The following is a 23260-nucleotide window of genomic DNA, read 5'->3' as shown; positions in this document are numbered from 1 at the left end:
ATCGGGGTATAGCGCAGTCCGGTAGCGCGCCTGCTTTGGGAGCAGGATGTCGGGAGTTCGAATCCCCCTACCCCGACCATTTTTGGGTCGTTAGCTCAGTTGGTAGAGCAGTTGGCTTTTAACCAATTGGTCGTAGGTTCGAATCCCACACGACCCACCATTTCAAGCATGCTTGAATGATAAAAAACCCGCCTAGTGCGGGTTTTTTATTGCCTGCGATTTATGGCTGTAACCTTTCTGGCGCATTAAATAAATGTAGGAGCAACTGTCTTAACCGGCCGTTTGTCGCCACTCGGTATCGTCGCGGATCATGGCATTCAATCGCACCACCAGCACTCGCATACAGGCGACTAATGCAACCTTTGCACACTTGCCTCGCTCGCGCAGTGCCAAGTAACGCGCATTGAAGTCGGCCTGGTAACGCACAACTGACCACGTCGCCATATACAAAATGCGTCGGATGGAAGCTCTACCTCCTTGCGTCCGACGCTTTCCTTTCTGTTGCCCGCTGTCGCAGTTATAAGGCGCTATTCCTACCAGTGCGGCGATTTCCTTACGATTGAGCTGCCCCAGCTCCGGCAAATAGGCCAGCATACTTGCCGCCGTTATCAGGCCGATACCTGTCACCTTCTGCAATCGCATGGCCTTTGCTTCATCGACCTGGGCCACCGTCTGTGCGATTTCTTTCTCGAGTAGCTTGATCTGTTCCTTGAGGTGCTTGATGCACGTTTCCAAGCTTTCCTGCACCCTGGGCGAGTGAGCCTGGGCCTTGCGCCGACGCTCGTCATCGCGCTGCTGGACTAGCTGCTCACGACGCTGGACCAGGTCACGTAATATCTCCTGCTCTTCAGATAAAACCTGACTATCGGGGGCTTGAACTACCTGTGCCAGATGCGCCAGAACAGCTGCATCAATGGGGTCTTGTTTTAGCCAGTTTCCCCATCGCATTGGAGAAGGCTCGTGCTCGTCGTGGATTGATGCAAACCACTGAGTAGCCAGCCCGTTGCAGTCGAGCTTTAACAGCGCGCTCGTAACCGCCTGTCGCCTCCATCAGTACCCGCTCTACCGTCCAAGCAGACAAGTAATTCAGCAGCAATTGATGCCCTTCAGCATCGTTGGACGTATCAAATGCCGCGCCTTGCGGACGAACCGAAATACTCAGCGTGGCTTTGGAAATGTCGACACCAACCCATGAAGTCATTTCTATACCCTCCTACACTAGATAAGGAGAGCACTCTGGCCATAGCCCACGCTTGTGCATTTCGAGATGGGCCTCGTTCAACTGTTCGGGCTTAAGGTCAGAGGCGGACGGACAGCAGCTTGAGCTCCTACACGTGCTTCAAGCACACCGGCCACTCAGCTTGCTGCCCGTCGCTCTCACCCCCAATTTTATCGTGGGGGCAAGACACAAGCGGGCCATGGCCGCGATCATTACTTCGCGGGCATGGCCCGCTCCTACGGTTTTTGCTGGGTCAGCTTAGTGCAGCTTAAGGCGCGGCTCGGTGCTGCGACCGATGCGGTCGCCGAGCATCATCAGCAGCGTGCGGGTTACGCCATACAGGGCGATCTGATGCATGCGGTAGAGCGACACGTAGAACATTCTGGCCAGCCAGCCTTCGAGCATAACGCTGCCGGTCAGGTTGCCCATCAGGTTGCCGACCGCCGAGAAGGTCGACAGCGAGATCAGTGAGCCGTAATCGCGGTAGCGGTATTCCGGCAGGGCTTTGCCCTCAATGCGCAGCTTCAGCGATTTGGCCAGTAGCGATGCTTGCTGGTGCGCCGCTTGTGCGCGTGGCGGTACGTTGCGGCCCTCGCTGCCGGGTTGCGGGCAGGCGGCGCAGTCGCCGAAGGCGAAGATGTTGTCGTCCTGAGTGGTCTGCAGTGTCAGGCGCACCTGCAACTGGTTGATGCGATTGCTTTCCAGGCCGTCCAGCTCTTTAAGGAAATCAGGTGCGCGAATCCCCGCTGCCCAGACTTTCAGGGTGGCCGGAATAACCTGGCCTTGCGCGGTATGCAGCGCTTCGCGAGTGACCTGGCTGACTGCAGCGCCGGTGAGGACAGTTACCCCGAGCTTCTCCAGGGTTTTGTGTACGGGTTGGCTGATGCGCTCTGGCAGGGCCGGTAATACGCGCGGGCCGGCTTCGATCAGGGTGATGCGCATGTTTTCCGGGCTGATCCGGTCCAGGCCGTAGGCCGCCAGTTCGCGGGCTGCATGGTGCAGCTCGGCGGCCAGTTCTACGCCCGTGGCACCGGCGCCGACGATGGCGATGTTGATCAGCTCGGTGGCCGCACTCTGGCTGGCATGGGCTCGCAGGTAATGGCTGAGCAGTTGGTGGTGGAAGCGCTCGGCCTGCTCGCGGGTGTCGAGAAAAAGGCAGTGTTCGGCGGCGCCGGCAGTGCCGAAATCATTGGTGGTGCTGCCCACGGCGATAACCAGGCTGTCATAGCTCAGCTCGCGTGCAGGCATCAGTACCTGGCCGTGGTCGTCCAGGGTAGCGGCCAGGCTGATGCGTTTCTCTGTGCGATTGAGGTCGCACATCCGCCCCAGTTGGAACTCGAAGTGATTCCACTTGGCCTGCGCCACGTAGTTCAGTTCGTCGCCTGAGGAGTTCAGCGAGCCGGCAGCCACTTCGTGCAGCAGTGGTTTCCAGATGTGGGTCAGGTTGGCGTCGACCAGGGTGATCTTGGCCTGGCCGCGTTTACCCAGGGTTCTACCCAGGCGGGTAGCAAGCTCCAGTCCGCCGGCGCCGCCGCCGACAATTACGATTTGATGAGTCATTAGACACGCTCACAAGGCTTTTAAGAAAAAGTGGTGAGTCGCTGTGGGCGAGCGCTAAGCAGCTCATAGCACCAATCGACTCAGAAGACGGCTCAGCACACCCAGGCCAATCGTGACCATCACGATGATCAGCAGCAGCCGCCAAACCTTGAACGGCTGACGCTCGACCTGATGTTGCGGAGCGCTGAGATATTGCTCGACACGTTTTTGATCATCAGGGTTCAGGCGACTGGACATACGTGCCTCGAATTAAGGGGCCGGTGGCAACTGACTGAGGTCGATTGCCGGCTGAAGTGGTGGGCATTCTAGCCGCGCGGCTTATAAAGGCTCAACGCGCAGGGCGTCATTCAGGCGAATAATCCCCCCTTGTAGCACGCGAGCGGTAATTCCGCCGTGGCCGCGCATGGCCTGAAAGGTGCCAAGGCCCAAGCGCTCCTCCAGCTTGGCGCAGGGTTGGCACCAGCCGGTGGTTTCCAGAATCGCCTGGCCGAGGCGAAAAGGCCGGCCCTTGAGGCTGAACAGATTGATGCCGCTGATGGCGATATTGCGCCGCAGTTCAGGCGCGCTGATTGGCTGTTCGGCGGGGCGGCCCATCAAGGCGCTGATCACTGCCAGGTGTTCCCATTGAATCAGGGTGACCTGCCGGGCATTGCGCGGTCCGGGCCTGCTGTGGTCGCCGGTGAGGCCGGCTTCGCGGCGCGCTTCCACGGCCTCCAGCTCGATCATTTCTGCCTTTGATGCGGGGCGTACGCCAATCCAGCGCACACAGCCTTGTTGCGGCACTGCTGCGAGCAATTCGTGTAAAGGGCTCACAGGCTGATGCCTACGTCGAATAACACCGAACGACCGAGGTTGTGGCGCAGAAAGTCTGGTGCATCCGGGTGGGCGAACAGCACGCGGGCAAAGGTCGGGCCGACCAGTGACAGCGAGCGCCAGCCCTGACGGAGAAACTCGGTCGGCGGCGGGAAGTGGCTATTGAAGTCAGGCACCGCGCGTTTGAGGTTGACGTAGGCGAGCAGATCCAGCTCACCCAGGTCGAGACCGCGCTCTTTATAGTTGTGGGCTTTCTTGCGCAGGGTGGGCGTCAGCCGCAGTTGCAGCTCGGCGGCGGCGATGCGCCGTGGTTTCGCTTCGCGGCGCACCAACTGGCTGAGGGAAAACGCGCTGCGCCGCCGCTCCAACTCGGCGCGCCACTCATCATTCAGGCGGCGGCCCTCGTCGAGGACGAAAAACACTTCAAAGCTCGCCTCACGGAACAGCACGTCAGGCGGTTCATGACCGGCGGCGCTGAACTCATCCAGACGGTGGCTGACGTTCAGCGCCTGCAGCAGGCGCTGGCACACCCAGCGCTCACGCTCCCACTTGCGTGCGTTGGAGAGAAAGGCGTTGGCTTGTTCGGCCTGGTGCGTCAACAGACGCAGGTAATCTGAGTCATCCATGGGCTCAGCTTAGCCTGCGCGGTTGGGTTGTTGGTACCCCTCTGCGTCGCTTGTTGCGGGCTTTTCATGTGTTGCTGGGCGCGGCAGTTGTAGACTGCGCAAGTCGGCCACTGTGGCTTGGGAGTTGTTCTACATGATTGCCGCAAGCGTGCTGTCTTCCACTAGTCAGATCCTGGGCTGGCTGATCTATCTGCCGCTGTTGTGCTGGGCGATCTGGCGTGCGCCCTGGGTTGAGTTGTGCAGTGATTTACGCCGCCAGCATCTGCTCGGCGGCACAGCGCTGGCGTTATTTGTACTGTGGTTGGTGCGCAGGGACTTCGATTCGGGCCTGTCCTATCACTTTATTGGCATGACCGCGGTCACCTTGCTGCTGGATTGGCCCCTGGCCATGCTGGTTGGGCTGATTGCTCAGCTGGGTTTGCTGGCGTTGGGTAAGCAGGATTTGGCCGCGCTGGGCGTTAACGGCGTGCTGCTGGTGGTGATTCCCGTGTGGGTGACCGAGGCCTGCGCGCTGTGGGTCGAGAAAAAACAGCCGCGCAATCTGTTCGTCTACATCTTCTGCAGCGGCTTCTTCGCTGCGGCGCTGGCGGCATTGTTGTGTATTGCCGCCACCTTCACCTTGCTCTGGGTGGATGGGCTGTTCCCGATGCCGCCCTGGCTGGAGGATTTTATCGGCTATCTCTGGCTGGTAATTTTCCCCGAGGCCTTTATCAACGGCATGCTGGTGACGGCGCTGGTGGTGTTCTATCCAGATTGGCTGGAGACCTTCAATCGCACGCGTTATCTGGCCGCGCCCTGGAAGGATGATGATCTGCCGCGCTAATGGCGCGCTCTTCAGTGTTTCGATTGTGTTGCGCAGGTTGATTCAGATCAAGTTGCGTGAACAGCCATGCGCGATCTTGCATCTATCAACAGAGAGGGCGTGATATGGGCGTGCATCAATGGGCAAGGCAGGCAATCGAGCAGAGTTTGCAGGGTGTTGAGGCGCAGGGCTTTGATCAGGCTATGGCGCTGCGGGCTTTGCTCAGCGCAGTGGTCGAGCGTAGCCGGGCTGGACGCAGCGCGGCGGATCTGGCCGCAGAGCTGCAGTTTCTTGCCGACAACTTGGATGACGAGCGCGATTACAGCTTTATGCGGCCGTGATGGCCTGGTACCGGGGCACAGAATAATCTGCTGTTTCCCGTGGGGGCTTTATCCTCGATTGGGTAGCAGTTTCTCGGCAATCGCGGCTAAAGCCCCGCACAGCTGGCCTATTTGCTTCAGCAGTCTTTTAATGCTCGCGCGGCGGTAGCTCGCCAGAGAACAGGTCATCTTCCAGCGGGTTGCCGGCAATCGCGTGTTCTTCCGAAGCCCAAGCGCCGAGGTCGATCAGCTTGCAGCGTTCTGAGCAGAATGGCCGGCTCGGGCTTTGCGGGCCCCACTCGACGGGGGCGTTGCAGGTGGGGCAGGCGACTAGGGTTGGCGTACTCATGCTTGGCCTCCGCGTAGGTTCAGGTAAAAGGCGTGGAGTCGTTCCGCTTCGGCTCGCAGCCAGGGCAAATCTTGATCATTAAGCAGCACGTCATGGGCGTGGCGCAGGCGCTCTTCACGGCTGGCCTGGGCTTTGAGAATGGCCTGCACCTGTTCGTTGGAACTCTGGTCGCGAGCCATGGTGCGCTGCACTTGCAGCTGCTCGGGTGCGTCCACCACCAGTATGCGCTGGGTCAGCTTGTGCTGGCCTGACTCAACCAGCAGTGGTGAAACCAGAATGGCATAGGGTGATTCTGCGCGTGCCAGGTACTGGATAATTTCCTGGCCGATCAGTGGATGTAGCAGGGCTTCGAGCCAGCGCCGCTCGTCGGTGTCGGCAAAAATCCGGCTGCGCAGCGCCGCGCGATCCAGCTGGCCGTCGGCCTGCAACACATCGTTGCCGAAGTGCTCGGCAATCTTGGCCAGCGCCGGCTTGCCAGGCTCAACCACCCAGCGCGCGGCATGGTCAGCGTCGACCAGATGCACGCCCAGATCGATAAAGTGCTGGGCCACAGCACTCTTACCGCTGCCAATGCCGCCGGTTAGGCCAAGAATCCAGGGTTTTGTCGTCAAGGTGCGCGCTCGTGTCAGCCATCCAGGGGCGCGATTGTAGTGCAGCTGCTTGGCTGCTGGCGAATGGTAGGGCCATGCACGCGAAAGATATGGGCTTTCTGCGGGCCTGCTGGATGGCCAGCGAAAACGTAGCCCGGATGCAATCCGGGGCGGTGGTGACTTCTCCCGGTTTACTTCCGGGCTAAGTCCTTGGCAGGGGCTTTAGCCGCGATAGCTTTTGAACCGCTAGCCGCTAAAGCGTCTTCCACCACTGATGGCTTGATTAGAAGCTGGCAATCTGCAGATAACTGGAAGTGATTTGCTCTCCCCAGAGCAAGGCAATCCAACCGGCAATCGCCAGATAAGGACCAAAGGGGATAGGAGTGCTGGTTTCAGCATTTCGCAGGCGCAGCATGATCAAGCCCAGCACCGCGCCAACCAATGACGATAGCAATATCGTCAGCGGCAATACCTGCCAGCCACCCCAGGCGCCGAGCATCGCCAGCAGCTTGAAATCGCCATAGCCCATGCCTTCCTTGCCAGTTACCAGCTTAAACAGCCAGTACACCGACCACAGGCTCAGATAGCCGGCAATCGCCCCCCAGAGTGCATTTTCCAGATTGGTAAACAGGCCAAAGCTATTAGCAATCAAGCCAAGCCATAGCAGCGGTAACACCAGTGAGTCTGGTAGCAGCTGATGATCAACATCAATCAGGCTCATCGCCAGCAAGCCCCAGGTCAACACCAGCATGCCGCCAGCCTGCCAGGTAAAACCGAAGTGCCAGGCGATAAACGCCGATAACAAGCCGCAAGCCAGCTCAACCAATGGGTAGCGCATGCTGATCGGTGCTTTACAGCTAGAGCACTTACCGCGCAGAAACAGGTAGCTGATAACCGGGATATTTTCCCAAGGCTTTATTTCATGGGCGCAGTGCGGGCAACTTGAGTTGGGCAGTACCAGATTGAATGTTGCTGTATGGGGTTCGGCGGGCAGCTCCAATATTTCACGGGCCTGCTCACGCCAGTCGCGCTGCATCATTTTGGGCAGGCGATAAATCAGAACATTGAGAAAGCTACCGACCAGCAACCCGACAAGCAGTGCGCATAAAAAAAAGGCCAGCACATGGCTGGCCCAAAAGTTGATTACGGACATAGATTAAACAACTGCGCCGAGTTGGAAGATGGGCAGGTACATGGCAATGATCAGGCCACCGACCAGCACGCCGAGTACCGACATGATCAGCGGCTCCATCAGGCTGGTAAGACCGTCGACGGCGTTATCAACCTCTGCCTCGTAATAGCTGGCGACTTTATCAAGCATCATGTCCAGCGCCCCTGACTCCTCACCAATAGCAGTCATTTGAATTGCCATTGATGGGAAAACGTTAGTAGTGCGCATGGAGAAATTTAATTGCATGCCTGAGCTTACATCTTGTTTAATTTTTTGCACTGCGTTTTTGAAGACGATATTACCCGTGGCGCCTGCGACCGAGTCTAGGGCTTCGACTAACGGGACACCGGCGGCGAAGGTTGTTGCTAGCGTACGGGCGTAGCGAGCAACAGAAGATTTGTAGATGATATCGCCAACAACAGGTGCTTTTAGAGCGCTGCGATCAATCCAGTTCCTGAATTTTTCGGAGCGTTTTTTTGCTTCTGTCAATCCGTAAATCGTTAAAAATATAATAGTAATTACTGCAAGCCACCATTTTTGCAATGCTTGCGATATGCCAATCACAAATTGGGTAAAAGCAGGGAGCTCTGCTCCAAATCCAGCAAAAACAGATTCAAACTGAGGGACGACTTTTATTAAAAGGATAGCCGTAACTATAACTGCAATAACTACAACGGCTATAGGGTAGTTCATGGCTTTTTTGATTTTAGCTTTAAGTGCTTCTGTTTTTTCTTTGTAAGTCGCAACACGGTCTAGGAGGTCTTCGAGCGCGCCAGCCTGCTCGCCTGCGTCCACTAAGTTACAGAATAGATCATCGAAATATTCTGGGCGAGTACGTAGCGAAGCGGCAAAACTATTACCAGCTGCTACATGTTGCTTGATATCATCAACTAATTTGCGCATGTTGGGGTTGTCTAGACCCTCGCTGATAATGTCAAAAGATTGGAGCAGTGGCACACCTGCTTTCATCATTGTGGCCATCTGTCGTGCGAATAGTGCAATATCGATTGGTTTAATCTTCTTTCCTGCGCTGAGAAGAGAAGCTGATTTTTTGCGCACTTTGGTCGGATTTATGCCTTGCTTGCGTAGTTGTGCCTTGATTAATGCGGGGCTCTGACCGCTGGTTTCGCCTTTTATCTTGGCGCCTTTTTTATCAGTACCTTCCCACGCGAAAGTGCTGTTTTTTATCATTTTAACGGCCATCGGTTAGTCCTTAGTCACGCGATTCACTTCTGCGAGGCTGGTCACGCCTTGCATAGCCTTCAGCAGTGCTGAGGTGCGTAGGTCGTTAAAGCCGTCTTTGCGCATCTGGATTGAGATATCAATAGAGTTGCCTTCCTCCATGATAATCCGTTGCAGGGCCGGCGTGTTTTTAACCACTTCATAAATACCGACACGACCTTTGTAACCGCCATTGCAGTTTTCGCAGCCTGCAGGCTCGAAAATCTTAAAGGTGCCAATCTTGTTTTCCGGGAAGCCTTCTTCAAGCAATGTTTCGCGGGGGACCTGTATTTCCTTTTTGCACGTGTTACAGAGCTTGCGGGCCAGGCGTTGAGCAATAATCAGGTTGACCGAGGTGGCAATGTTGAATGACGGTACGCCCATATTGCGCAAGCGAGTTAGAGTCTCCGCTGCGCTGTTGGTGTGCAGCGTCGACATCACCATGTGGCCGGTCTGGGCAGCTTTGATGGCGATTGAAGCCGTATCCAGGTCACGAATCTCGCCGACCATGATGATGTCCGGGTCTTGGCGCAGAAAGGATTTGAGGGCGGCGGTAAAGTCCATGCCCTGCTTGGGGTTGACGTTGACTTGGTTGATGCCTTCCAGGTTGATTTCTACGGGGTCTTCGGCGGTGGAGATATTAACGTCAACGGTGTTGAGGATATTCAGGCCAGTGTACAGCGATACGGTTTTTCCTGAGCCAGTGGGGCCGGTCACCAGAATCATGCCTTGAGGCTGCTTGAGTGCAGACATGTAAAGTTCTTTCTGTGACTCTTCATAGCCCAAGGCGTCGATGCCCATCTGCGCGCTCGCAGAGTCAAGAATCCGCATCACGATCTTCTCGCCCCAAAGAGTTGGGCAGGTGCTGACGCGAAAGTCGATAGACTTGCTTTTTGAAATGCGCATCTTAATGCGCCCGTCCTGCGGTTTGCGGCGCTCGGAGATATCCAGGCCGGCCATAACCTTTAGTCGAGCAGAGATGCGTGGCGATAACTGGATGGGTGGTCGCGCTATTTCATGCAGTATCCCGTCTGTGCGAAAGCGTACACGGTAAGCCTTCTCGTAGGGCTCAAAGTGCAAGTCCGATGAGCCGCCTTTGATGGCGTCCAGCAGCATCTTATTTACGAAACGTACAACTGGCGCATCATCGGCAGCATTGCCGTCACCTTTGTCCTGGGTGTCGTCATTGACTGCTTCAACATCGAGTCCGTCGAGGTCTATATCCCCTAGGTCCTCCATGCCGCTTGTGGCTGAATCGAAGAATTTGTCGATTGCCTCGCCAAGCTTGTCGTCCTCTACCAATATGGCTTCGGTGTTCATCCCTGTGCTGAACTGGATGTCAGTGACCGCTTGGTGGTTGGTCGGGTCGGAAACAGCAATAAATAGCTTGTTGCCCCTCCTCCACAGCGGCAACACGCGGTGCTGGCGGACCAGCTTTTCGGTCACCAGGTCTTTGGGTTGGCTTTCCTTATCTATTGAATTCAGGTCGACGAACGACACCCCAAATTGGTCTGAGGCGAGCTCAGCTAGCGCGCGACTTTTAACCAGCTTGTTCTGCACCAGGTAAGTGACCAATGACAGCTTGTTGCGCTGGGCTTGGCTTTGCGCCTGTTGGGCGGTTTTTTCATCCAGCAGTTCTGCTAGGACCATCTGCCGGGCCAAGCCGGTAAGGGACACGCTGTCGTTCATTGCAGGCTCCATAACATTCCTTGCCTTATAGCCTAGTTGATTAGGGTGTGCCAAACGTAAAGCTTGCAGGTGACAAAAAATGGCAGATAGTGCCATCTGGATTTGATTGCGGCTTCGCCCAGCTTGAGAAGATCGCCAAATGTCGGACTCGCGAAGTTGGCATGAAGTGTGCTTTGTCCAGGCAGGTCGTTGACCTGAACATAACTAGGAGATTTTTATGAAGGCTCAAATGCAAAAAGGCTTTACTCTGATCGAGCTGATGATCGTTGTGGCGATCATCGGTATCCTTGCGGCTATCGCTATTCCGCAATATCAGGATTACACCATTCGTACCAAGGTAAGTGAGGGTTTGTCTCTGGCGTCGGGTGCCAAGACTGCTATCGCAGAAACTTTTGCCTCTACTGGGACTATGCCGGCAAATAATGCTTCTGCCGGCCTGCCGGCTGCAACAGATATTACTGGCAACGCGGTTACTTCTGTAACTGTTGGTGCTAGCGGTATCGTTTCCGTTTTGTACAACAGCACGTTGGGTGGTAACCCTACAATGAATGCGCAGACACTCACTCTGACACCTACTACTTCGGAAGGGTCGATTCGGTGGCGCTGTGCGGCTCCTTCGGCTGATCGCTTCAAGTACATGCCGTCTGAGTGCCGTAACTGATTTTTGTCTATATAAGGGCTGCCTGTGGGTGGCCCTTTTTTTGGTGTGTGTATGAATTTTATTTTTTCTTATAAGTTTTTTTTCTTCAGTGTGTGCGTGTTTCCTTTCCTGGTTTTTTTTCATCTTTTCCCCGTGCAGAATTTTATTGAATACTGGTTTTTGACTTTTGCGCTCGGGGTGATGTTTTTGGGTTTTTTAGGTGGTGGCCAGTTTGGTTGCAGTAATGCAGCTTTTGTTGTTGCTTTTCTGTTTTTAAGCTTGTTGGTTTTGGCAAGCATTGGCGGTGGCAGTGCTTCGTTCTCCTTGGCGATGTTTTTTGTGTTTGGTCTTTTTTTGTTTTTAGCGTCTTCGCTTTCGTTTTTATATTCAGAGAAAGTTGGGTGGGTGAGGTACTTCAGAGGATTGGCGGTTTTTTTGTGTGCTGGGGCTGCTTTGCAGGGTGTGGCTGCTTTATTGCTGTATTTAGGAGTGATGCATTATTTTTTATCAGAGCTGTTGCCTGCTCCGTCGGCCCGAATGTTGGGTTTTATCGCGCAGTCTAATCTGTTAGCTGTTTATATGTTTGCTGGTCTGGTGTCTGTTATTTATATTTCTCTTGTCGATAAAGCTCCTCGCCCATCGTCCGTTCTTCTGCTTGCAGCAATGTTTTTTTCGTTTATTTTGGCAGGTAGTGGTTCTCGCGCTGCAATTTTAAATTTATTTTTATGCATTGGCTCATTTTTTTTATTGAGATATAAGCTGAGGGTTTCTTGGGGTTGGGTTTTTTTGTGGTGTTTTTCTATCGTCGGAGGATTTGCCTCGTTCTATCTTCTGGGCGACATCCTTTTAGAAATTTTCTTAGGCTGGGGTTTTCTTGCTGAGCGCTACTCGGTTGTTGAGGTTATGCGCTCTGGGTCGATGGATTTTCGTCTTGGTGAGATATATAAGTCGTGGGTCATGATTGATGGGAAAGAGATCTTTGGTGTAGGTTTCGGTAATTACGGTCGAGTTAGTCAGGCTTTGCTTGTTTCTGGTTATGGCGAATCAATAAATAGCTTTCCCTATCATAGTCATAATTTTTTTGCTCAGGTTTTAGCTGAATTTGGGTTGTCTGGTATTCTTGTTTTGTTTGTATCTTGCGGAGCTCTTTTATGGTTGGCTGATTTTAAGGGGCGCTTTTTGGAGGTGTATTTCATTTCATTGGTTTCCTGGGCGTTTCTGGTTAACTCGATGATTGAATATGTTTTGTGGTACATGCATTTTTCTGTTCTCTTGGTCGTATGTGTTTCTCCGTTTTTTGGGGGTAGTATTAAGGTTGTTGCTTTTAGGTCTAGATTATTGGTGGGGTTTACGTTTTCGTTTCTAGTTTTCTTGGGGTCTTTTTATGCGTGGTCTGCCTATCTTATCTGCCTAAGATCGATTAAGGGGTACGGTGCTGAGGAGGCTATTGTCGAGCTTAGGCGTGCTGGCGAAGGGTGGTGGTTTGGTAATGAGATAAAGTTGTTACAGACTCACCATTTTAGACCGTCATCCAGCGATTTAGCTTATCAGGATCATGTCACTGGCATTTTAATGGAGTGGAGGCCTTATGATCATGTGATGTTTAGGCGTATGCATGTCCTGATTCTTCAAGGTGATCGCGAGAGTGCCGTTAAGCTAGCCGGAGAGTTCAGGGTTGCGTACCCGTTACGCGTAGAGCAGGCTAAAAAATTCTTTAGTGGGGATGGCTTTGATTCGTATGTAGTGGCTGGTGCAGTGGTTAAAGCTCTTGATTGATAGTTGAAATTGGTATTTTGCTGTGTGCAGGAAGTGCCATGTGCATTTTGGCTCGTGCCCTTTGGTTACGATTTTGCGTGGAACGTTAACCCTTAAGTATATTCATCAATGGTTAATTGGCTTGGAAGCTCTCGTCAATCCTGGCGAAGTTATTGTGATTGTAGTTGCAATTGTGGTTTGGTTTAAGATTTGCTAAGGGCGTGCGCGAGGGTTTTTGTCCGTACTGCTGTAACTTTGGGTGGTGAGTTAAATTTCCGGTGCACAGCACAACTTTCAGGTTTATGTGGTTTAAAGTCTTGAGTTTCAATAGGTTTCATCTAACTGCCGGCAATATTCTTGAGAGAGTTTTATTGAATGGTTAGTTGTGTTTATTATAGGTGCCTACAGGCTTAGCCGCATAGATAGGTCCACTGCTTTTATATCCTTTGTTAAGGCGCCAATCGACACATAGTCCACACCAGTCTCGGCGATTGACCGTAAGGTGTTTTCGTTTACTCCCCCTGACGCCTCAAGTTTTGAAAGGTCTCTGGTGATAGCTACAGCTTCACGCATTTCATCCAGGCTCAGCTCGTCAAGCATGATGATATCGGCCCCTGCATCCAGCGCCTGACGCAGCTCTTCCAAACTCTCCACTTCAATTTCCACCGGCTTGCCGGGCGCGATCTTGTGCGCGGCGGCTACCGCTTGGGCGATGCCGCCGCAGGCGGCGATGTGGTTTTCCTTAATAAGGAAGGCGTCATATAGGCCAATGCGATGGTTGTGGCAGCCGCCTTGAGTCACGGCGTATTTCTGCGCGAGGCGCAGGCCCGGTAGGGTTTTGCGGGTGTCGAGCAGTTTGACGGCGGTACCTTGCACCAGGTCTGCATAGTGCTGGCAGCGGGTGGCGACAGCGGAGAGGGTTTGTAGAAAGTTCAGGGCGCTGCGTTCGCCGCTAAGCAGGGCGCGGGCGGGGCCTTCGAGTTCAAAAAGCACTTGGTTGGGCTCGGCGCGCTGGCCGTCTTGGATATGCCAGTGCACGGCGACCCGTGGGTCGAGCTGGCGAAAGACGGCATCTACCCAGGCTGTGCCGCAAATTACCGCAGATTCACGGGTGATGACTTTTGCATGCGCCAGGCGCTCGGCGGGGATCAGCTGTGCGGTGATGTCGCCACTGCCGATATCCTCTGCCAGTGCGCGGCGCACATTGGCCTCGATTTCGTTGGCGAGGTCGGCGAGGATAAGGTTAGGCATGATGAGCTCCAGTCAGCAGAATGCGCCGATTATAGGGATTGATGGCTGTTTGCGCAGTGTTTGCGGCTGTTCTCTGGCGGCGGTGGGGCTATGCTGATGGAGGTTCTTCGTTAACTCGCATGGCCGCTACGTATAGCGTGTTGCGTTGGTCATGTGCAGGTAACCGTTGGGAAGCTGTGGCGCTGCATCTGTGACGCGGGTCATGTCTGGAGGAAAAGTCAGCTTGGTATGTGCGCGCGCATCCCTATAATGGCTTTACTTTTTAGAATTGTTGACGCCAGGCCTTTGACGTTACGGATGACGCTCAGTTGATCGCTGTGCAGATCGGTTCGCCCAAGAGGGGCTGTCTGCAGGAGACTCGCAATGAAGACTGATGCGAACGTGGTTCACCTGAGTAAGGTGGCCCCTGAGCAATCGCCCACCTCGCCGGTAGGAAGACTGCCTGTGGCGCTGACAAATGTGCGTGACAAAGCGGCGCAACAGCTGAAGACGGCGTTGCAGGCGCTGTTCGACAATGCTGACGATACGCTGTTCGAGATGGCGGATCGTGCCACCAGCAATGCCGAGCAGAATGCGTTCTTCGAGGCGATGCGCGATCTGCGCTTGAAGCGCAAAAATATCGAGCGCGGCTTTCTGCAAAAGGTCTTCGAGGCCTTCGCCACCCTGAATCAATATGAAATCGGTAAGCCTGCGCCTTTGGATGCGGTGTCGTTTGACACCCTGTCGCTGGTGCAGAACGACGCGTTGGAAGAGTCGGTGGCATTGGATTCGATGGTGGCCAAGGTGGTCAGCCGTGACGGTGCGGCGCTCAGCCATCTGACCACGCGCTTCAACGCCATGGTCAGCAAGAAGCTGGACGACAAAAGCAACCCTGTCGGTCCGACCAGTCTCTGCGAATTTTTCCTTGATGCCTGTAGTAGCCTGGGCGTCGAGATCCGGGTCAAGTTGATCATTCTTAAGCTGTTCGAGAAGTACGTACTCAGCGATCTCGATCAGTTGTATGCCGAAGCCAACCAGGCATTGATCGCCGCCGGTGTGTTGCCGGAACTCAAATCCGCACCCGCGCGGCGTAATCCTTCGCGCGCCAGTGCACCGGCAGGCGGTGCTCGTCAGGATGCATCGCCGGAACTCTCGGCTGAATTTGCTGATGAGGGCGTGCAGGAGGTGTTTGGCGCGCTGCAGGAGCTGCTTTCCCAAGCGCGTGGCTCGGTGATTCCGCGGCGTAATCGCCCAGCCGATGCGATGCCAATCTCAAGCAATGACTTGATGCGCCTGCTTTCGCATATGCAGCAGCGTGCGCCCGCGCAGGTGAGTGACGATTTTGATCTGCGTGAGCAGCTAGAAGGCCTGCTGACCCGTGCCAGCGCCAAAGCCGGCAAGGCGCGGGTGGTCGGCGAGGTTGATGAAGACGTTATCAACCTGGTGTCGATGCTCTTTGAGTTTATTCTCGACGACCGCACCTTGCCGGATTCGCTCAAGGCGTTGATTGGCCGCTTGCAGATTCCGATGCTGAAAGTGGCGGTGATCGATAAGACCTTCTTCAGTCGTGGCAGCCATCCGGCTCGCCGTTTACTCAATGAAATTGCCTCAGCCGCCTTGGGTTGGGGTGAGCAGGGCGATGCGCAGCGCGACAGTCTGTATCAGAAGATCGAGCAGGTGGTGCAACGCCTGCTCAATGATTTTGTCGATGACCCGGTGATCTTCTCCGAGCTGCTGGCAGAGTTTCTGGCCTTCACCGGCGACGAACGCCGCCGCAGCGAGCTGCTTGAGCAGCGTACCCGCGATGCCGAAGAGGGCAGTGCCAAGGCTGCATTGGCTCGCCGTGAAGTCGAACAGGCGCTGAATGAACGCCTGCTCGGCAAGACCCTGCCGGAAGTGGTGGTGCGGTTGCTGCAGGAAGCCTGGAGCAAGGTGTTGATGCTGACTTGCCTGAAGCACGGCGTTGAGTCGGCGGAATGGCAGGCGGCGCTGGCGACCATGGATGATCTGGTCTGGAGTGTTGAGCTACACGAAGAGCCTGAGGCGCGCATGCGTCTGCTGGAGATGGTGCCGGGGCTGCTTAAAGCGCTGCGTGAAGGCATGGCTAGTGCGGCGTTTGATCCGTTCTCCACCGGTGAATTCTTCAGTCAGCTGGAAGCCTTGCATGTGCAGGCCTTCCAGCGCTTCAAGCGCAGCCTGCCGGAAGAAAATCCGCAGGGCGGTGTGCAGCCGCTTGCTGAAATCGATGAAGATCAGCGCGCTGCGTTGGCCGAGGCCGGTATCGAGTTGCCATTGCTGGAGCTGCCAGCTGCGGAAGCGGTTGAAGAGCCGGCGATGGTCGAGGTGGTCGAAGAGATCATTCTGCTGGCGCCTGGCGAACTGCGTGCCGCTGAACCGGAAACCAGCCTGCCGGACGACGATGAGTCGTTGCTGCAGGTCGATAACCTGCGAGTCGGTAGCTGGGTCGAATTTCAGGAAGATGAAGAGCACAAGCTGCGGTGCAAGCTGGCGGCGGTGATCAAGCCAACCGGCAAGTACATCTTCGTCAACCGTACCGGTATGAAAGTGCTGGAGAAGACCCGTATGGGCCTGGCCGTGGAGTTCCGCCGCGGCGCGATTCGCCTGCTTGATGATGCGCTGCTGTTTGACCGGGCGCTGGAGTCGGTGATCGGCAACCTGCGCAAGCTCAAGGGCGCCTGATCGTCTGTAATTGATGCGTCACCACAACGCCGCCGGGGTATTGCCCAGGCGGCGTTTTTGCATCTGCGTGTTTGCTCAGGCATTCGCCCTTGGCCTTGAGCAGGCGCTGCACTAGAGTGGTGGCTCGTTCAAGGAGTCTTTATGCAGCTGGACCCTTCCAGTGGCTGGTGCGATGGCATCCAGCGCTGCCCATCGCCGAACTTCAATCAGCGGCCGCTTGGCGAAGTTTCTCTGTTGGTGATCCATAACATCAGCCTGCCGCCTGGGCAGTTCGGCACGGGCAAGGTGCAGGCGTTTTTTCAGAATCGTCTGGATGCGGACGAACATCCCTATTTCGCCAGCATCGCCAGCCTGCAGGTGTCCGCGCATTTCTTTATCGAGCGTGATGGCGTAGTCACGCAATTCGTCTCCTGCAATGAGCGCGCCTGGCATGCCGGAGTGTCGCGGTTTGCCGAGCGGGAAAACTGTAATGATTTTTCCTTAGGTATCGAGCTTGAAGGTACGGATGATCTGCCGTTTACGGCAGCGCAGTATGCGGCGCTGATTGAATTGACCCGGCAGCTGCAGACGGCTTACCCGGCCATCACTCTGGAACGCATCTGTGGCCATAGCGATATTGCGCCAGGCCGCAAAACCGACCCCGGCCCTGCATTCGACTGGCAGCGTGTGCGCATGGCATTGCAGCAAGACAAGGAGCTGACATGAATTTTCTGGTGCTACTGCTGGTGCTGTGGGTCGAGAAATTCTCGTCCTGGCGTAAGCCTATTCAACACGATGGCCCCTGGTTACGGTTGTTGACGGCTACCGAGAGCAAGCCGCAGTGGGCTGAGCGGCCCTGGCTAGCACTGGCCTTGCTGGTATTGTTGCCGTTGTTCGCTCTGGGGCTGATTCTGCTGGTACTGGAGCCGGTAGCCTATGGTTGGCTGGCGCTGCCGGTGCATCTGCTGGTGGTGATCTACAGCCTGGGCCGCGGTGATTTGCTGGCGGCACTGGGGCCGTTTCGCGACAGCTGGCGCCGTGAAGATGCCGAGGCTGCGTATCTGGTGGCGCGGCGTGATCTGGCGCTGGAGGCGGACGAAGAGGGTGAGTTGCTACAGCGCGTGCAGGGTCATCTGGTGTGGCAGGCCTACCAGAGCTTCTTTGCGGTTATCTTTTGGTATGCGTTGCTCGGCCCATTGGCGGCGCTGGCGTATCGCTTGGTCGCCCTGGCCAGCGAACATGCCACTCTGCCGGCCTTGCGTGAAGCTGCCGTGCAGGTGCGTCATGGCTTCGACTGGCTACCGGTGCGTGTGCTCGCTGCCAGCTTTGCCCTGGTAGGTAACTTCGCCGGCGTCAGCCGGACCTTGCTGCATGAGCTGCTCAGCTGGGATATCAGCGCGGCGCAGTTGGCGATCATTACTGCGCGGGCTGCTGGCGAGACGCCGGAGCCGGTGATTGGCGAGGTCGGTGTTAGCAGCCTGGACGGGCTGTGGCAGCTATTGGTACGCGCGGCGGTGTTCTGGTATGCGGTGTTTGCTGTTTGGACCCTGCTTATCTGAGAACCAATTTATGATCTGCTGGGCGTCGGCCCTGCCGCGTTAAAAAACAGGCTGGAGCGCCAGCCCGGCCGTAATGCTCATGTACAAAAGTACAGTTACCCGCGACTCCGACCGTTCCTCGCCTGTTTTGACCAGCCGGAGGCTGTTACTAACGTAGCGCCTTGCAGGGCTCTAGCTCGCGAGATCGTAAATTGGTTCTGAGGCGGGTTATTCGTTCCACAGCCAGGCCGCGCCACGTACACCGCTGGAGTCGCCATGCTTGGCCTGGAGCAGGCGCGTGTTGACCTGATCGGAAAACACATAGCGCGGCAGCAGTGGCGTTACCTGGGAGTAGAGCGCACTGCAGTTGGACATGCCGCCACCTAGCACAATCACATGCGGATCAATCAGGTTGATCACCGAGGCCAGGCCGCGTGCCAGTTGGTCGCAATAGCGGGCAACGGCCTGTTGTGCGGCGGGATCGCCGGCTTCTGCGGCGCTCACCAGGGCGCTTGCGTCCAGGCCAAGATTGCTGCGGGCTGCCCAGCCCGGGCCACTTAGAAAGGTTTCAATGCAGTCATCCTGCCCGCAATAACAGCGTCGGCTCGGGCCGTCCTTATCGCGCCGCCAGGGCAGTGGGTTGTGCCCCCATTCTCCGGCGATGGCGTTCGGCCCACTGAGCAGGTACTGGCGTACGATCAGACCACCACCGACGCCGGTGCCTAGGATGACGCCGAAAACACTTATTGCGCCTTCGCCAGCGCCATCGCAGGCTTCCGAGAGAGCAAAGCAGTCGGCATCATTGGCCAGGCGTATGGGGCGCTGTAGGCGCTGCTCAAGATCGGCCTGCAGATCCTCGCCGATCAAGCACTGCGAGTTGGCATTCTTGATCCGCCCGTGGTCGGGGGAACGGGTGCCGGGGATGCCGACACCGACGCTGCTGCGGCAGCCCAGTTCGCGCTCGCAATCTTCAACTAAGCTGGCAATCAGGGCGACGGTTTTCTGGTAATCGCCCTGCGGCGTTGGGGCGCGGCGGCGCAAGACTTGCTGGCCGTTTTCCAAGGCGATTATTTCGACTTTGCTGCCACCCAGATCAATACCGAGCTTCAGTGATGTGCGCATCATTAACCTTAAGTTACAGAGGTTGGAGTCGATAAGAGGTATACATGGCGCCATGCTCGACCATTATTTTGTGACATTGATCACATTAATCTGCCCGTATTTACCCCGTTGATGCAAATGCCACAGGTCGAGCAGCAAGGGACATACAAGCCGCCGTTTGAGATTCTGCACGGCCGTTTTGTAACCCTACACAACAATAAATAGAACTGGAGACGTCCTGTGAAGACCGTGTTGTATCCGGCCATCGCGCTAATGAATCGCCTCAGCTTCGGCATGAAATTCAGTCTGATCAGTGTTCTGTTCTTTCTGCCCATGCTGGTCACCAACTTCTACCTGGTGCGTGACTCCTACCGGCAGTTCATCAGTACCCAGGCGGCTCTCGAGAGCATTGATCTGCTCGGCGAAAGCCTGACGCTGCGGCGCAACCTCGAAGATTTCGTCGACCTTATCGAGGTCAACGCGATGATCGGTCAGTCCGGTCAGGCGGGTGATCTTGAAGCGCGCCTGGTCAAGCTGCAAGGCGGTATCGGCGACGCATTGCAGGGCATGGCCGCGGTAGTGCATGAGCCTGAGCAGATCGAGGAATTCAATAGCAAGCGCGATGAGCTGATTACCGAGCTGGCTGCGGTACAGGCCGAGACCTCGCTGCAGGGCAAGATCGCCCTGGCCGAAAAGCTGCTGGGCAGCTCTCAGGTGTTTATCAAGCTGGTTGCCAGCCAGGCCGGCCTGAGCCAGGACCGTCAGGGCGCCGTGCGGCAGATGATCGAGTTGGTGACGGTGGACACGCCCAAGGTCACTGCGGCGCTTAGTGAGGGGCGTGCGGTGGGTGCTTACTCCCTGGCCCAAGGTTTTCTCAATTCATCGGCCAGTACCAAGTTTGATGAGCTGTTGCTGGAGCTGGAAAAGCTGCATGCCGAATATGGCCTGAATCTGCAGGCATCGCTCAACAGCAGCGCGCAGGCCCGTACTGAGCTGGCCAGTCTGGCTGCAAACAGCCTGGAGACGCTGAAAACCAGTACCACGGTCTTTGAGGATCAGGTGGTAGTCGCCGATTCGCTGGATACGCCCTGGGCGCAGTTCTACGCGGATGTCAGCGGCGCCATGGAGCAGACCTACCAGCTCAATGATGCGGTGCTGGTGTTCCTCGACAAGCAGCTCCAGGTGCGTTTGGAGGAAAACCGTACGCAGATGGTGCTACTGGTCGCGGCCCTGGTGGTGGTGTTCCTGCTGATCGTCTACCTGTACGGCGGCTTCTATGTGTCGATCCGCACCACCCTGAAAAAACTCGGCCAGGTGATGAATCAGGTGGCGGCCGGTGATATGACCGTCAGCTTCAAGGCGCAGAGTCAGGATGAGTTGGGCGAGCTGGGCCAGGTATTCAATGAGACGGTGAGCAAAATCCACCAGTTGATCGAGCGCGTGGGCCAGACGGTGGTTGAGGTTGAGCGCCAAGCGGACCGCGTGCAGCAGGTCTCCGGCGAGAGCAACCAGGCGGTTGCCGGCCAGCGTGGGCAGATCGACCTGATTGCCACCGCAATGAATCAGATGTCAGCCACCGCTCAGGAAGTGGCGCATAGCGCTGCCGCCGCAGTGGGCAGTGCGCAAAGCGTGAACGATGAAACGGTCAGTGGGCGCGCGCTGGTCGAATCCCAGGTAGGCAGCATTCAGCGCTTGGCCGGGGAAATCGATCAGTCCGTGAGCGTGATCAACAAGCTGGCCAGCGATAGCGCGTCGATCAGCCAAGTGCTGGACGTGATCAAGGGCATCGCCGAGCAGACCAACCTGCTCGCACTCAACGCCGCCATCGAGGCCGCGCGTGCCGGTGAGCAGGGGCGCGGCTTTGCCGTGGTGGCCGACGAGGTGCGTAACCTGGCCAAGCGCACTCAGCAGTCCACCGAGCAAATCGAATCGATGATTGCCAAGCTGCAAAGCGGCGTCGGCGCGGCGGTCAAGGCGATGAATGCTAGCCACCAGATGGCCGATACCACGGTCAACGAGTCAGGCAAGGTACAGCAGGCGCTGGAGAACATCCTCGGCGCGGTGGGCATGATCGTCGATCAGAACCAGCAGATCGCCACCGCCGCCGAAGAGCAGACTGCCGTAGCGCAGGATATCGACCAGAACATCGTCGAAATCAGCCAGGCCGGCGAGCGTACCGCCGAAGGTGCCAGCCAGACCGAGCAGGCCAGTCGTGAGCTGTCCGGGCTGGTAGCGCGCTTGAAGCAGCTGATAGGTGCGTTCCGCGTCTGATCAGCAACTCGCTTGGAGAAAGCCCGCCATCTTGGCGGGCTTTTTATGGGCGTTAGTCAGACTTAGCTATTCCAGCCAAACAACTCGGCGGCGTTGCGGCTGCTGGCGCTGGCCAGCTCGTCGGCGCTGATGCCGCGTAGTTCGGCCAGGGCTGTGCAGATATCCGACAGGTGTTCCGGGCTGTTGCGCTGGTTGGGATACATGGCCGGAGCCATATCGGGTGAGTCAGTTTCCAGCACGATGGCCTCCAGCGGCAGTTGCGCCACCACCTTGCGTAGGCGCAGCGCCTGCGGCCAGGTCGGTGCCCCGCCCAGGCCGAGTTTGAAGCTGAGCTTGAGGTATTCGCGGGCTTCTTCAGTGCTGCCGGCAAAGGCGTGGATGATGCCGCCGCGCGCTGGCTTGAGGCGTTTCAGCGTGGCGATGGTCGCCGCATGGGCGCGGCGTACGTGCAGCAGTGCGGGCAGCTCGAACTCGATTGCGAGTTTGAGCTGTGCCTCGAACAGCTGTTGCTGCCGCTCGCGATCCAGCTGTTCGAGAAAGTAGTCCAGGCCGATCTCGCCCACGGCACAGAGCTTGGGCTGCCCGGCGTAGCGTGCCAGCCAGTCACGCAGTTCGCTTAGGTGCTCTGGGCGGTGTTCATCCAGGTAAACCGGGTGCAAGCCGAAAGCCGCGTACAGGCTGTCTTCGGCCTGTGCCAGATCCCACAGACGCTGCCAGTTGGCCTGATGCACACCCAGCACCACCAGGCGCTCGACGCCAAGATCGCGGCAGCGGGCCAGCAGCTCGGCGCGATCAGTATCGAAGTCGGGGAAGTCCAGGTGGGTATGGGTGTCGATCAGGCGCATAGCATCACGGCTAGCAGCGGTTGCCAGAGAGGTTCAGGCGGCGTGCTTCGTCGTCGCTCACGCACTTACTGTCAGCGCCTTGGACGATTCGCGGGGATTTCCCGCTGATGCTACTGGTAAAGCTGTCGACAAAGCGCTGCGCCTTGTTCGCATCGTCAAAACGGCGTGCGGCGCTCTGGTTGGAGGTGTAGCTGCCGTTGCTGGCCGCATAGCACTGTGAGTTGCCTTCGCAGGAGAGCTCGACGTACCAATAGGATTGGCGAATTTCCACCCCGGCCAGGCTGTAGCTGGCGAACAGGCTTAATGCAGTGAAGAGCATCGTGCGCATGGAGTTACTCCCTGTAGGTTGAGGCGCCAGCCTAAGCCAGTGCCTTGCCCATGGGAAGTGTGGCGCGCCATGCGCTGAGGCAAAAGCCGCGCATCAGTGAGTGCGCGGCTTCGCTAGGGCTTAGTGATGCTCGCGGGTGGCGCGGAATTTCACGTCCGGCCAGCGCTCTTCCATCAGCGCCAGGTTGACCCGGGTTGGAGCCAGGTAGGTGAGGTGGCCGCCGCCATCCAACGCCAGGTTTTCCACGGCCTTATTGCTGAATTCCTCCAGCTTCTTCTTGTCGCTGCAGTCGATCCAGCGCGCGGACCACACGGTGATCGGCTCGTAGGCGCACTCGACCTTGTATTCCTCTTTCAGGCGGCTGGCGACCACGTCGAACTGCAGCACGCCGACCGCGCCGAGGATGATGTCGTTGCTGCGTTCGGGGAAGAACACCTGGGTCGCGCCTTCTTCGGCCAGCTGCTGCAGGCCCTGGCGCAGCTGCTTGGATTTCAGCGGGTCCTTCAGACGAAC

At 56.6% G+C, this 23260-nt stretch carries 23 protein-coding genes, 2 tRNA genes and 2 pseudogenes; 11 read left to right on the top strand and 16 right to left on the bottom strand.

Going from position 1 to position 23260, the window contains the following annotated elements; all coding sequences use genetic code 11:
- Window positions 1-2: 2 nt before the first annotated feature.
- Together Q8O69_RS04070 and Q8O69_RS04065 are read left to right on the top strand one after the other, a co-directional pair.
- Window positions 3-79 (top strand) — tRNA-Pro (locus tag Q8O69_RS04070).
- A gap of 5 nt (window positions 80-84) precedes the next feature.
- A tRNA-Lys gene (locus Q8O69_RS04065) sits at window positions 85-160 on the top strand.
- A 110-nt stretch (window positions 161-270) separates the two neighbouring features.
- On the opposite strand, the gene Q8O69_RS04060 is transcribed toward Q8O69_RS04065, so the two are convergent.
- The 6 genes from Q8O69_RS04060 to Q8O69_RS04040 all read right to left on the bottom strand — a co-directional run bounded on the left by Q8O69_RS04060 (window position 271) and on the right by Q8O69_RS04040 (window position 4218).
- A complete protein-coding gene (locus Q8O69_RS04060; RefSeq protein WP_371136042.1) occupies window positions 271-948 on the bottom strand; it encodes an IS110 family transposase in 678 nt (225 codons plus the stop codon).
- Window positions 911-1201: a transposase gene (locus Q8O69_RS22065; RefSeq protein ID WP_371136041.1), complete on the bottom strand. Its 291-nt coding sequence runs from the start codon at window positions 1199-1201 to the stop codon at window positions 911-913. The genes Q8O69_RS04060 and Q8O69_RS22065 overlap by 38 nt, the downstream gene beginning before the upstream one ends.
- 276 nt (window positions 1202-1477) lie before the next feature.
- Window positions 1478-2779: an NAD(P)/FAD-dependent oxidoreductase gene (locus Q8O69_RS04055; protein WP_305589778.1), complete on the bottom strand. Its 1302-nt coding sequence runs from the start codon at window positions 2777-2779 to the stop codon at window positions 1478-1480.
- Between the two features lie 63 nt (window positions 2780-2842).
- On the bottom strand, window positions 2843-3016 hold the full coding sequence (locus Q8O69_RS04050; RefSeq protein ID WP_160085534.1) for a DUF3094 family protein: 174 nt from the start codon (window positions 3014-3016) through the stop codon (window positions 2843-2845).
- A gap of 81 nt (window positions 3017-3097) precedes the next feature.
- A complete protein-coding gene (locus Q8O69_RS04045; RefSeq protein WP_305589776.1) occupies window positions 3098-3592 on the bottom strand; it encodes an MOSC domain-containing protein in 495 nt (164 codons plus the stop codon).
- Window positions 3589-4218, bottom strand: coding sequence for a DUF1780 domain-containing protein (locus Q8O69_RS04040; RefSeq protein WP_305589774.1), 630 nt, complete (start codon window positions 4216-4218; stop codon window positions 3589-3591). The genes Q8O69_RS04045 and Q8O69_RS04040 overlap by 4 nt, the downstream gene beginning before the upstream one ends.
- A gap of 133 nt (window positions 4219-4351) precedes the next feature.
- Here Q8O69_RS04040 and Q8O69_RS04035 point away from each other — a divergent pair, with 133 nt between their 5' ends.
- Both Q8O69_RS04035 and Q8O69_RS04030 read left to right on the top strand, forming a co-directional pair.
- Window positions 4352-5041 (top strand): energy-coupling factor ABC transporter permease, encoded by a 690-nt coding sequence (locus Q8O69_RS04035; RefSeq protein WP_305589772.1) that lies wholly within the window; start codon window positions 4352-4354, stop codon window positions 5039-5041.
- 104 nt (window positions 5042-5145) lie between these two features.
- The gene (locus Q8O69_RS04030; RefSeq protein WP_305589770.1) at window positions 5146-5361 is read left to right on the top strand and encodes a hypothetical protein; all 216 of its coding nucleotides are present in this window, start codon (window positions 5146-5148) and stop codon (window positions 5359-5361) included.
- A gap of 127 nt (window positions 5362-5488) precedes the next feature.
- Here the strand turns inward: Q8O69_RS04030 and yacG are convergent, their stop codons facing one another.
- The 5 genes from yacG to pilB all read right to left on the bottom strand — a co-directional run bounded on the left by yacG (window position 5489) and on the right by pilB (window position 10360).
- On the bottom strand, window positions 5489-5689 hold the full coding sequence (yacG, locus tag Q8O69_RS04025) for a DNA gyrase inhibitor YacG (protein WP_305589768.1): 201 nt from the start codon (window positions 5687-5689) through the stop codon (window positions 5489-5491).
- On the bottom strand, window positions 5686-6300 hold the full coding sequence (gene coaE / locus Q8O69_RS04020) for a dephospho-CoA kinase (RefSeq protein ID WP_305589766.1): 615 nt from the start codon (window positions 6298-6300) through the stop codon (window positions 5686-5688). Before coaE ends, yacG begins: the two co-directional genes overlap by 4 nt.
- 262 nt (window positions 6301-6562) lie before the next feature.
- Window positions 6563-7432, bottom strand: coding sequence for an A24 family peptidase (locus Q8O69_RS04015; RefSeq protein WP_305589764.1), 870 nt, complete (start codon window positions 7430-7432; stop codon window positions 6563-6565).
- Between the two features lie 3 nt (window positions 7433-7435).
- Window positions 7436-8653 (bottom strand): type II secretion system F family protein, encoded by a 1218-nt coding sequence (locus Q8O69_RS04010; RefSeq protein ID WP_305589762.1) that lies wholly within the window; start codon window positions 8651-8653, stop codon window positions 7436-7438.
- 3 nt (window positions 8654-8656) lie between these two features.
- Window positions 8657-10360: a type IV-A pilus assembly ATPase PilB gene (gene pilB, locus Q8O69_RS04005; protein ID WP_305589760.1), complete on the bottom strand. Its 1704-nt coding sequence runs from the start codon at window positions 10358-10360 to the stop codon at window positions 8657-8659.
- 217 nt (window positions 10361-10577) lie between these two features.
- Between pilB and Q8O69_RS04000 the strand changes: the two genes are divergently transcribed.
- Window positions 10578-11021, top strand: a complete 444-nt coding sequence (locus tag Q8O69_RS04000) for a pilin (protein WP_305589758.1) — start codon at window positions 10578-10580, stop codon at window positions 11019-11021.
- Window positions 11022-11072: 51 nt separating this feature from the next.
- Entirely contained in the window at window positions 11073-12776 is a 1704-nt protein-coding gene (locus tag Q8O69_RS03995) for an O-antigen ligase (protein ID WP_305589756.1), read from the top strand.
- 381 nt (window positions 12777-13157) lie between these two features.
- Here the strand turns inward: Q8O69_RS03995 and nadC are convergent, their stop codons facing one another.
- The gene (gene nadC / locus Q8O69_RS03990) at window positions 13158-14006 is read right to left on the bottom strand and encodes a carboxylating nicotinate-nucleotide diphosphorylase (RefSeq protein ID WP_305589754.1); all 849 of its coding nucleotides are present in this window, start codon (window positions 14004-14006) and stop codon (window positions 13158-13160) included.
- 363 nt (window positions 14007-14369) lie between these two features.
- Here nadC and Q8O69_RS03985 point away from each other — a divergent pair, with 363 nt between their 5' ends.
- The 3 genes from Q8O69_RS03985 to ampE all read left to right on the top strand — a co-directional run bounded on the left by Q8O69_RS03985 (window position 14370) and on the right by ampE (window position 18223).
- Complete coding sequence (locus Q8O69_RS03985; protein WP_305589752.1) at window positions 14370-16685, top strand: DUF1631 domain-containing protein; 2316 nt, start codon at window positions 14370-14372, stop codon at window positions 16683-16685.
- Window positions 16686-16826: 141 nt separating this feature from the next.
- Window positions 16827-17390, top strand: a complete 564-nt coding sequence (gene ampD, locus Q8O69_RS03980) for a 1,6-anhydro-N-acetylmuramyl-L-alanine amidase AmpD (RefSeq protein ID WP_305589751.1) — start codon at window positions 16827-16829, stop codon at window positions 17388-17390.
- Window positions 17387-18223, top strand: coding sequence for a regulatory signaling modulator protein AmpE (gene ampE, locus Q8O69_RS03975; RefSeq protein WP_305589749.1), 837 nt, complete (start codon window positions 17387-17389; stop codon window positions 18221-18223). The genes ampD and ampE overlap by 4 nt, the downstream gene beginning before the upstream one ends.
- 207 nt (window positions 18224-18430) lie before the next feature.
- Here ampE and Q8O69_RS03970 read toward each other — a convergent pair whose 3' ends face one another.
- Window positions 18431-19324: an ROK family protein gene (locus tag Q8O69_RS03970; protein ID WP_305589747.1), complete on the bottom strand. Its 894-nt coding sequence runs from the start codon at window positions 19322-19324 to the stop codon at window positions 18431-18433.
- A gap of 252 nt (window positions 19325-19576) precedes the next feature.
- Between Q8O69_RS03970 and Q8O69_RS22060 the strand changes: the two are divergent.
- Together Q8O69_RS22060 and Q8O69_RS22055 are read left to right on the top strand one after the other, a co-directional pair.
- Window positions 19577-20716, top strand: a pseudogene (locus Q8O69_RS22060) (HAMP domain-containing protein); the annotation flags it as partial.
- 144 nt (window positions 20717-20860) lie between these two features.
- Window positions 20861-21574, top strand: coding sequence for a methyl-accepting chemotaxis protein (locus tag Q8O69_RS22055; RefSeq protein ID WP_370692710.1), 714 nt, complete (start codon window positions 20861-20863; stop codon window positions 21572-21574).
- Window positions 21575-21636: 62 nt separating this feature from the next.
- Here Q8O69_RS22055 and Q8O69_RS03960 read toward each other — a convergent pair whose 3' ends face one another.
- From Q8O69_RS03960 to prfC, 3 genes and pseudogenes are all read right to left on the bottom strand, one after another.
- Complete coding sequence (locus Q8O69_RS03960) at window positions 21637-22419, bottom strand: TatD family hydrolase (RefSeq protein ID WP_305589743.1); 783 nt, start codon at window positions 22417-22419, stop codon at window positions 21637-21639.
- 10 nt (window positions 22420-22429) lie between these two features.
- Window positions 22430-22747: a hypothetical protein gene (locus Q8O69_RS03955; protein WP_305589741.1), complete on the bottom strand. Its 318-nt coding sequence runs from the start codon at window positions 22745-22747 to the stop codon at window positions 22430-22432.
- 120 nt (window positions 22748-22867) lie between these two features.
- A pseudogene (prfC, locus tag Q8O69_RS03950) lies at window positions 22868-23260 on the bottom strand (peptide chain release factor 3); the annotation flags it as partial.

Source organism: Pseudomonas sp., assembly GCF_030690725.1.
GTDB lineage: Bacteria > Pseudomonadota > Gammaproteobacteria > Pseudomonadales > Pseudomonadaceae > Aquipseudomonas.
The sequence above is the reverse complement of the archived record's forward strand: the minus strand, read 5'-3'. Positions and strand labels throughout refer to the sequence as shown.